Raw genomic sequence first — 9,317 nt, forward strand, 5'->3', positions numbered from 1 at the left:
ATTATTATACTTCCGCTTTAAAATCATTTTTCCTGTTATATTATAGCTTATTCAGCATTAGCGTGCTCCTGACAAGCCAAGTGAACCTCTCAATCATCTAGTAATAAAAGTTTGCCTAGCTGTTGCTGTAGTATATAATTAAAAGAAATATAAGATATTTAGGGTGATTTTATGAGCTTTAATGACAAGGTCTATGAATTTGTCCGTCAAATCCCGGAAGGAAAAGTTGCTTCTTATGGTCAAATTGCCTACATGACTGGAAGCTGGCGGGCCTCCCGGGCAGTGGGCTATGCCCTGCACCGTAATCCGTATCAAGGTAAAGTCCCCTGCCACAGAGTGGTTTTTAAAGATGGCAGACTCGCCGCTGGCTTTATATTTGGTGGCCAAGATGTGCAGCGACAGCTGCTTGAGGCCGAGGGAGTTGTGTTTACCGCTGACGGGCGTGTGGATATGGATAAATGCTGCTGGGTATTAAGTGGCGAACCATAAAATCAAAAAGGCCTTGAACTCTATAAACATTACCTTCAGCATAGAGTTCAAACCTTTTTTCATTTTTCAATCTCAGACTTTAAACTTGCCAACAGCCTGAGATAATTGGGCTGCCAGATTAGCCAACGCTTGACTGGCAGCAGACTGCTCCTCAGTTGCTGCAGAAACTGTTTGTGAGGTGGTTTTCTATTGCCGTAATGAATCTTTCAGTCTTCGATTTACCAGTGTAACGTCAAAATCCTGGTACCACTGCATGGCCGCCCATTTTACCATATCAGCATGCTCTGGATGTTTTGGGTCGGCTATTACTGCTAAAAACTTGTCATAGCCGCCCTCACCACCTACATCCTCCGGCGGTGCATTGCCTTCGCCGCCAATACATATTGGATAGTTGTATTGATAGTTTTCTACCATATTTAATACTTCAATATAATGCTGCCAGTCATCGCCAAAGTCATAATTGTATTTTATTCGTGAGTATTTCGGAATATAGTCTGAGAGCTTACTCCCGGTCTCCAGCTTCATCGGGACTGTATTAGGATATTCAAAAGCATCCTCACTGCACACTAAATTAAGAATTGGCTCATCGCCATCAAATATGAAAAAATCATGCAGGTGATAATCCTTCCAGTTAAAGGAAATCTGTAAAACCTTGTGCAGTTCGTGGAAGGTTATATGCCACGGGACGATCACATGGCGCCAAACCCTATGGTTAGAAAGACTAAGCATGATCTTTAGCTCCACTGCCTGACAGGCAATAATAGCAGTGTTCGCAAAAACCGCCAAATCTTTATACAGGCTTTCATAGGGATACATAAAGCCGTGGCTGTCATCACTTACAAGATAGGTACCTACCTTTCTATTTATCCGGCTTTGATTGATTGTGTCGCTTTGCAGTTCATCTGCATAAAAATAAACCGTTTCGCAGGCCTTATTCATTCTGGCAACCGTTGTCCGGTCTCTGGTTTTAGCATAAATAAGCTCTGGTGAGTGCTGAATAAACTGTTCGACAATCTCAGCCTGAATACACTCAGCAAGCAAGGTTTCACGAATACTATGTATTATGAGTTCATTGAAATTCTTAAAGTCTTTGGCCTTCATCCCATGCAAAACAATGATGTAACGGTTACTATCATTTACCAGCACCACTGTTTTTCGGCGGTTAACGGTGATTATATTTGCATGCCACGAAAATAGAGACTCCTCATTGGTTGCTGCTATTGGTTTTATTTTCAACTCATCAAATAGCTTTTTGGTACATTGGACTAACATAGCGGCCCCCTATTGATACAAGATTTAACTCATAATTGTCCTTATGCAGGACAATTCTTAATAGAGTTCGGCCTTAAGCTCATTTTTCCTGTTTTATTGTAGATTATTTTGCCTTTATCTTGAACCAACCTATTGCCGAGAGCGTTAAGTTTACAAAATAATTAAAAAATCACCTTTAATCACTAGTTGCTAAAAAAATACCCATCATGTAGAATAACAATTAGCATCTTTGGTAAGATTTAACTAATTACATTCAAATTAAGAAGGGTGGACTTTTATCATGACACACGAAGAATACGCAGCCATACTTAAAATGGCTATTGCCAATGAGGTGGAATCTTATGAATTTTACAAGGGAGTTTCCGAAAAAGCTACCGACATTATCATTCAAAAAATGTTTAGCCAATTGGCTGCAGAAGAATGTGGTCATCAAAAGCTAATTGAAGGTTTTCTTGCCGGGGATTTTAGTACCATGCGTTTTCATGAGTCTGCAGATTATAAGATCTCAGAAACGGTTGACAAGCCAAAGCTTTCCGTGAATATGAAGCCTGCAGATGCGATTGCGCTGGCGATGAAAAATGAAGAAGAAGCAATGAACATGTATGCAGAGTTTGCCAATGCCAGTGTCGACCAGGAGCAGAAAAAAATATTCCAGGATCTTTCTGTTATGGAGAAAAGCCATAAAATAAAACTGGAAGAATACTATGTGAACATTGCTTATGCTGAGGTGTGGTAGTCTATTATTAGCGTAGGCGCTAAATAGGAAAGACCTGCAAGATTAAATCCTGCAGGTCTTTCCTATTTAGCATCTGCTCTTGCTCAGTCAGATGTGCAGCGGGGACAATTTCGAACCAGCATTTGCAGGAAAAATTTGGTTAGTGTCGAAGAACTGCACAAAGTATTTTTCTGCGCAGTATGCCGGTAAACAGCTAATTAAACGCAATAGATAGCAAGACGTATGTCTATCTTGTGGGCGGAAGGGTGAGAGCTTGTCTAAAATAATCGAGGAATATATTGTGAAGCTCATGGCAGCAGACAGTCAATTAGAGCAAATAATCAACCTACGGCGGGGAGCAGAGCCGAATTATCAACTAGAGCTGCCGCTTACATTCATCATAGACAAACATTATCGCTTACTTTACGCCAATATAGCTTATCGCTTACTTTACAAAATGGAACCTGAGTCATTTGTCAGTACTATAGGTATGCAATTAGGTATGGAAAGTGAACAGATTAACCAGATAAGAAGCAAGCTTGATGATGTATTCACTAATGGTAAAACCCGTAAATTCATTAGCTATATTAACACCCCCCGTTATGGGAAACGAGCATTTGAATTTGTAGTGAATCCCTTATACAATAACGACGGTAATATCGAGGCAGTTATTAGTACCGCAAGGGATATCACTGCGATGTTGGCCATTGAGGAGGAACAACGGAAGCAGAAACAACTCTATAAAAATTTAGTTGAGAATTATCCTGATATTATCGCTCGTCATGACAGAAATCATCGCTATTTGTTTATCAACTCTGCCCTTGAACGTCTGTCCGGCATCTCTCCGAGTGAATTAATTGGCAAAAAATTTTCAGAAGCCGGCTTTCCGGAAGAAACCTGGCGGCTGTGGTGTGAGCGATGCGAAGAAGCCTTTACAACAGGTGAGACAGTAACCTTTGATATCGAGTTCACATCACCGAAGGGCGTTATTAAAACAGAAACCATTTTAATACCAGAGTTCGACAAAACTGGAACTGCCGAGACACTTTTAGCCATATGCCGTCTAGGTCCCAGACAACTAAAAGATGCGCTGGCCGAACTGGAACAGACTAATATGGAATTAAGAAAACAAAAGCGGTATTTTGCGACTATAATCGAAAATATCCCTATGATCATCAGCCGCTATGATAAAAAACTCCGCCATATTTATGTCAGCCCGGCATCAGAGGCGCTCTATGGCGTAAGAGCTGAGAATTTTCTGGATAAAACCATGGCTGAAATGGGAATGGCTGAGTCGGTTTACTTGCCCTTCCAAAGATTTTACGAGACGGTATTTCGCACAGGCCGCACTGCCGAATTTGAGACCCAACTCCCAAACGGTCTGGGTGAAATGGCATATTTCCGCATCTTAGCCATACCTGAAATGGATGAATCAGGACAGGTTCAAACAGTCTTATCAATCGCCCAGGATATTACAGCAAGAAAGAATTTTGAAACAGAGATGTCTCGGCTGGATAGTTTGAACCTTGTCGGAGAAATGGCCGCAAGCATTGGCCATGAAGTCCGCAATCCCCTGACTACAGTGCGCGGTTATCTCCAGTTTTTCCAGCGTAAAAAGGAGAATAGCCAATTTTATGAGCAATGCCAGCTCATGATTGATGAGCTGGATAGAGCCAATTTTATTATCCGCGAATTCTTATCTTTAGCTAAAAACAAGGCTGTTAAATTTGAATCCTATAATTTAAATACCATTATAAACTCGCTTTCCCCGCTCATCCAGGCTGATGCACTTCGCTTTGGGCATAATGTTTTGATCAAAATGAACAATGTTCCCAATATATATTTGGATGAAAACGAATTGCGGCAACTACTCCTTAATCTAACAAGAAATGCTTTTGAAGCGATGAACGCTGGCGGAACACTAACAATCCACTCCTATGTCGAGGGAGATAATGCCGTGTTGTCTGTCCAGGACACAGGCGGAGGAATACCCCAGGAAATCCTAAATAAACTAGGAACACCTTTTCTAACAACAAAGGACGATGGCATCGGTCTGGGGCTGGCAGTCTGTTACCGGATAGCTCACCGTCATGGCGCGAAAATCGATGTCAAGACTTCTGCACTGGGAACAACATTTTGTGTCGCTTTTCCTCTTTAGGATCAGCCGTCCGCCAAGTCCTGTGCCACCCAATCCGCCTCTGGTCACGACTCTCCGAAGCCGGAGACCTTTTTTCCATTTACTAAGCTAGTTTTCAATCAATATTTCTATAGACTGCTTGAATTGATCTATTCAAGCAGTCTATTTCGCTACCTTTTTTTATGAATCGGCTAAATAAGCTTGCTGCCCCCGGATTTTCCGGTCTTGCCGTATATATTCACTTTGCAGATTAATCACAGCTGCCTCAGGATGAGTCATCCATCTTGTGACATACAGCCATACCAGGCCGGTCCCCAGCACAATGCCTGCAATGACTTGAAAGCCGGTATGCCATTCTGTTTCAACCCGAGACCAGGAAATTCCGGCAGCACAGGCATACCAAAACCAGGCAAGACGCGGAAAATACAAGGTCAGCAAAAATGCCATGGCAAAAGCATGGGTCGCATGACCGCTGGGAAAGCCGCCGGTTCCGCCGTTAGGCCTGAGATACCAGGGATAAATGTGAATTAGCTTTATTCCCTGAACGAAGATCCAGACAGAGAGATCCAGCAGCAAGGTTAGTTTAATCACACTCATAAGCTGTTTACGCCAAGCCCACCCGATAATACCTAAATTAGTACATACTAAAAACAGATCATTCCCGGAGCTGCTCAGGAAGTTCCCCACCAACCAGATAGTATCATTTTGGGAACGCTGTGTGGTTAAAACAAGGATACTTGTGATTATGCCAACAACCACTGCTAATTCCGTGGCTTTGGTGAAACTATTCTTATGTTTTAAGATTGCAGGCCATTCCTTCATCAGTCATCCTCCCGACTTTATTATTTATAAGGTAACGGAAATGATCCTGTGAAACCTGTGGCGTAAAATACAACCACCTCGAATTCCGGGAATCCGGCTCGTTTAATTGCTACTTTTCCGACTGGTTCTATAGCATCAAACTGCATCCGGTATAGCGGTAAAGCCTCTGCTATTATTTTTTCGCGCCCAATAATTAAAGCGCTTTTCCCCCGGAACTCAGACACATTATGCATAAACGCAAAATGATGCGGCTCGCTGTTTAAGCAAAGAACTGGCAGTTTTCCACCCAGGATATAATCAATTTTCCCGGCATCAATCCAATGGGCCGTAACAACAAAATCGGCTTGAACAACAGGCAGTCCCTGGGCTTCAAGATATATTGGGAGTTCTCGCCAGTCGAGGGCCTCGGTTGACGGATCGCCTTGATTAAACCACTGAGGCTCGACCTGTCGCAGCCAACCGGTTGCCGTATGGGTGCCAAGTAACAAGACAATCAGCAAAAATGCTGTGACTGACAATGTAAGCCAGGCCCGGGTTATCCGGCTATTGTGCTGCATCCAGCCGTCAATAGCGCAGCCAAGCAAGGGAATAGCCATAAGATAGCCAGGTGCCTGCCAATGAAAAAGCCCCTGAGCGCCCCATAAAGTAGCTATTGTGAATACGCAGATAGGCCCCATAGCCATACAACATAAAAACCACTGTTTACCCTGACGCGGACCAGCCAATATACCTTTTGCCAGAGCCCAGATCATCGGTATCCAGATCCAAGGCAGTACCCAGATCGCCTGCCCAATAATATTACCCAGCATCTTCAGGGGAAAGATCCCCTTAGCTGCCCCTCTACCGCTTTGAAACAAAAAAGATATCCAGTTGTGTTCCAGATTCCAGATCACTACAGGCAGAGCAACAATACCAATAACGCCTACTGCAAGATAAGGACCTGCCGTAAACAACAAGTTGCGTCGTTCTTTAACAGTAAGCATAAAGATCAGGCTGCCAGCAGCCAAAAAGACAGCATGATATTTTGCCAGCATCCCCAGTCCAATCAACAAGCCTGCGGCTATCCACCGTAACCAGGACAATTTAGTGGCAGGTGCAAAGAATATTTTTTGCAGTACCATTGCTGATGCCAGCATCAAGAACATCAGTGGTCCGTCAGGCAATATCCAACTGCCGGTGCTTAGGCTAAAAACCGGAGAAATATTTAAAATCAAGACAGCGTAAACCCCTGCTCGTTCACCGAACATCCTGGCGGTAAAACAATACATTAACCAGGTAGTAGCGGCAAATATCGCAATAAAAGGTAATCGTAAAACCACGCTGCCCTCACTGCCGGTTAGATAGTTAGTTAGCCAAATCATCCAAAAATGCAACGGCGGATGGTCAAAATAACTAAGGCTGAAAGAACGAGCAACTGATACTGCATAAGATTCATCGACCCCAAGCCCGATCATGCCAGCCAAAGTTATCCTAAGCAACACACCGATTATGACAATTAGTGTTACTTTCCTATATGAACTCAAATAAGTCCCTCACTCCTTCAATCAACGTAGATTATGGCTTGCCAGTGACGCTCCGGGGTTATGAACAGATTTCAGATTCGACGTCTTTAGGCGGTTTCTGGCCGCGCGCAGCTTCCACACCATCACAATCGCCTCCCTGAAAATCGACTGTGACATCTTTGACTTTCCGGCAGCTCTCTCTTCGAAAATAATTGGCACTTCTTTTATCGAGAAACCTTTGAGAAAAGCACGATATGTCAGCTCGATTTGAAAAGAATAACCATTTGATTGTATGTCCTCTAAGTCGATTCGCTCCAGTACTTCACGTCTGAAGCATTTATAACCACCTGTTAAATCTTTAAACGGAAGCCCCAATATCATTCGGGCGTACACGTTGCCCCCACGGCTAATCAGGCGGCGAATGATATTCCAGTTCGTAACCCCACCGTTTGGGATATAGCGACTGCCAAGTACAAGATCACAATTCCCGGCTTTGGCCAGAAAGTCAGTTAAATACTTGGGGTTATGAGAGAAATCGGCATCCATTTCAAAAATGTATTGATAATTTCGTTCAAGTGCCCATTTAAAACCAGCAATATAGGCTGTTCCCAGACCCAGTTTTCCTGGACGTGCCAGCAAGTACAGTCGATTACTGTATTGATGCCGCATAAGTTCCTGAACGAGTTCGCCTGTGCCATCTGGTGAATTGTCGTCAACAACCAAAACATGGATATCCGCTACCTGGTTATAGACCTGAGCCAGCAATTCTGCCAGGTTACTGTATTCATTGTAAGTTGGCAGGATGATAATCTTCATAATTTGTCGCGGCCCTCATTTCTTGTTTTCTTTGCCTCTCACTAAAAGTAATCAGGAGGTTCAAGCCAAAATTCAAACTACTGGCCACTGCAATAGCTGTTAGCTGGGCCAGCATCCAGCTAACCTGCACATATTCAATCAACAAGCCAAGGATACCGAGATTAACGCCTAAGTTTATCGTACTGATAACCAGAAAGCTTACGAATTTGATCTTTGTACCTTTATCCTTGGCACGCCCTTTAAAAGTCCACAAGGTATTCCAGACGAAATTATTCATAACAGCCACCCCGAATGCACATCCCGCGGCCAACAGGTATTGCGCGCCCAGAGAAGTGATAAATATATAGATTGCCATGTTGACACCAATACCAGACAACCCGACCAGCGCGAATTTCATCAGCATTTTTATCAATACATAATCTCCTTTGCTGTACCGTTAATGTCCTTTATGAATCATGGAACATACAAAGTATTTAAATCTGTCAAAGCCTTGTGCAACAAGCATTTCATAGAGCCTCAAAAAGTGCCTTCTAACGCTACTTTCTTTAACGCTTCAATGACCGTTTTCGCCGCTTTTAGGCTCAGTACCCAGTTATGATCACATTCAAGCTGGGGATTCAAGTATCCATGCTTTTTTAACGCGCATGTCAATTCTCGCTCTGGGAGCCAGTTGACCGTCAGCCTGACATATGGTCAGATGAATTCCTTGCCAGCTAATAGTTCATCAGTTGACCCCTCTCTTACAATTGTTATGTTCATTATAGGCGAGCACATAGAAGCTTTTGTTAACGCAATATTAATTGAGTGTAAATTTTAAGAAAACAAAATCCTGCAACACCTTGTTTACAGGTATTGCAGGATTTAATGTCTATCATAAGTTACACCAGCCTGGTGCTTACTTGTCAGGCATGTTGAGTCATATAATCAAGCTATGCAAATTATCATCTACTCCAGCCATATAACCTTTTGAATCAAATCCGGGTCCCGGCGTGGTCTGGGTTGGGGGATAATTGCCGGGTATCCCACTGGAGTGATGGCAACAATCTCCTTGTTGTCAGGGATCTCCAACACCTGCCGCAGATAGTTTTCATCTTCCAGCGGGCCGAGCATCCAGCACCCCCCTAACCCTAAGGCAGTAGCAGCCAATAATATATTCTCCATTGCCGCACTGGCGCTTTCCAGATACCCTTTTTGATAATTCGGGTCATTGCTGGCTTCAGTCAAAACTACTATTATGACCGGGGCACCGCCATAGACATTGGCAAATTGAATAAATTCAGTGCGTGGCATAAAGGCTTTATCTGGCGCCTCATCCCAATCCTTCGTGTAATTGTCAACAATCTTCCCGTAATTATTCCCAAGTTTATTTTTCTTATCTCCAGATACCACCAAGAACTCCCAGGGTTGTAAATCCAGAGCCGACGGAGCCCAGTTAGCCGCTTCTAATATTTTGAGTATATCTTCTTTCTGAACAGGGTCTGGCATATACTTGCGAATTGATCTCCGTTTTTTTATTACCTCAAAAAACTCCATAATTATATCACTCCTTGTGATGCTTTTATAA

General features: G+C 43.2%; 9 protein-coding genes and 1 pseudogene. 3 read left to right on the top strand and 7 right to left on the bottom strand.

Going from position 1 to position 9,317, the window contains the following annotated elements; genetic code table 11:
- Positions 1-171 precede the first annotated feature (171 nt).
- Complete coding sequence (locus tag VN379_RS10425; protein ID WP_325533514.1) at positions 172-489, top strand: MGMT family protein; 318 nt, start codon at positions 172-174, stop codon at positions 487-489.
- Between the two features lie 72 nt (positions 490-561).
- Here the strand turns inward: VN379_RS10425 and VN379_RS25150 are convergent.
- Together VN379_RS25150 and VN379_RS10430 are read right to left on the bottom strand one after the other, a co-directional pair.
- A pseudogene (locus tag VN379_RS25150) lies at positions 562-666 on the bottom strand (methyl-accepting chemotaxis protein); the annotation flags it as partial.
- A 9-nt stretch (positions 667-675) separates the two neighbouring features.
- Positions 676-1,761 (bottom strand): plasmid pRiA4b ORF-3 family protein, encoded by a 1,086-nt coding sequence (locus VN379_RS10430; RefSeq protein ID WP_325533516.1) that lies wholly within the window; start codon positions 1,759-1,761, stop codon positions 676-678.
- A 280-nt stretch (positions 1,762-2,041) separates the two neighbouring features.
- On the opposite strand from VN379_RS10430, the gene VN379_RS10435 reads away from it, so the two are divergent.
- On the top strand, positions 2,042-2,497 hold the full coding sequence (locus VN379_RS10435; protein ID WP_325533518.1) for a ferritin family protein: 456 nt from the start codon (positions 2,042-2,044) through the stop codon (positions 2,495-2,497).
- Positions 2,498-2,750: 253 nt separating this feature from the next.
- Positions 2,751-4,634, top strand: coding sequence for a PAS domain-containing protein (locus VN379_RS10440; RefSeq protein ID WP_325533520.1), 1,884 nt, complete (start codon positions 2,751-2,753; stop codon positions 4,632-4,634).
- A gap of 159 nt (positions 4,635-4,793) precedes the next feature.
- Here the strand turns inward: VN379_RS10440 and VN379_RS10445 are convergent, their stop codons facing one another.
- From VN379_RS10445 to VN379_RS10465, 5 genes are all read right to left on the bottom strand, one after another.
- On the bottom strand, positions 4,794-5,435 hold the full coding sequence (locus tag VN379_RS10445; protein ID WP_325533522.1) for a phosphatase PAP2 family protein: 642 nt from the start codon (positions 5,433-5,435) through the stop codon (positions 4,794-4,796).
- Between the two features lie 20 nt (positions 5,436-5,455).
- Positions 5,456-6,958 (bottom strand): ArnT family glycosyltransferase, encoded by a 1,503-nt coding sequence (locus VN379_RS10450; protein ID WP_325533524.1) that lies wholly within the window; start codon positions 6,956-6,958, stop codon positions 5,456-5,458.
- 21 nt (positions 6,959-6,979) lie between these two features.
- Positions 6,980-7,753, bottom strand: a complete 774-nt coding sequence (locus VN379_RS10455; RefSeq protein ID WP_325533526.1) for a polyprenol monophosphomannose synthase — start codon at positions 7,751-7,753, stop codon at positions 6,980-6,982.
- Complete coding sequence (locus VN379_RS10460) at positions 7,722-8,156, bottom strand: GtrA family protein (protein ID WP_325533530.1); 435 nt, start codon at positions 8,154-8,156, stop codon at positions 7,722-7,724. The genes VN379_RS10455 and VN379_RS10460 overlap by 32 nt, the downstream gene beginning before the upstream one ends.
- Positions 8,157-8,698: 542 nt before the next feature.
- The coding region (locus tag VN379_RS10465) for a nitroreductase family protein (protein WP_325533528.1) at positions 8,699-9,317 on the bottom strand (619 nt) is incomplete at its 5' end.

Origin of the sequence: Sporomusa sp., from assembly GCF_035561255.1 — a bacterium.
Lineage (GTDB): Bacteria > Bacillota > Negativicutes > Sporomusales > Sporomusaceae > Sporomusa.

Excerpts from the sequence above, each read along its gene's own strand:
- VN379_RS10425 (WP_325533514.1), top strand. The coding sequence starts at position 172 with ATGAGCTTTAATGACAAGGTCTATGAATTTGTCCGTCAAATCCCGGAA.
- VN379_RS10430 (WP_325533516.1), bottom strand. The coding sequence starts at position 1,761 with ATGTTAGTCCAATGTACCAAAAAGCTATTTGATGAGTTGAAAATAAAA.
- VN379_RS10435 (WP_325533518.1), top strand. The coding sequence starts at position 2,042 with ATGACACACGAAGAATACGCAGCCATACTTAAAATGGCTATTGCCAAT.
- VN379_RS10445 (WP_325533522.1), bottom strand. The coding sequence starts at position 5,435 with ATGAAGGAATGGCCTGCAATCTTAAAACATAAGAATAGTTTCACCAAA.
- VN379_RS10455 (WP_325533526.1), bottom strand. The coding sequence starts at position 7,753 with ATGAAGATTATCATCCTGCCAACTTACAATGAATACAGTAACCTGGCA.
- VN379_RS10460 (WP_325533530.1), bottom strand. The coding sequence starts at position 8,156 with ATGCTGATGAAATTCGCGCTGGTCGGGTTGTCTGGTATTGGTGTCAAC.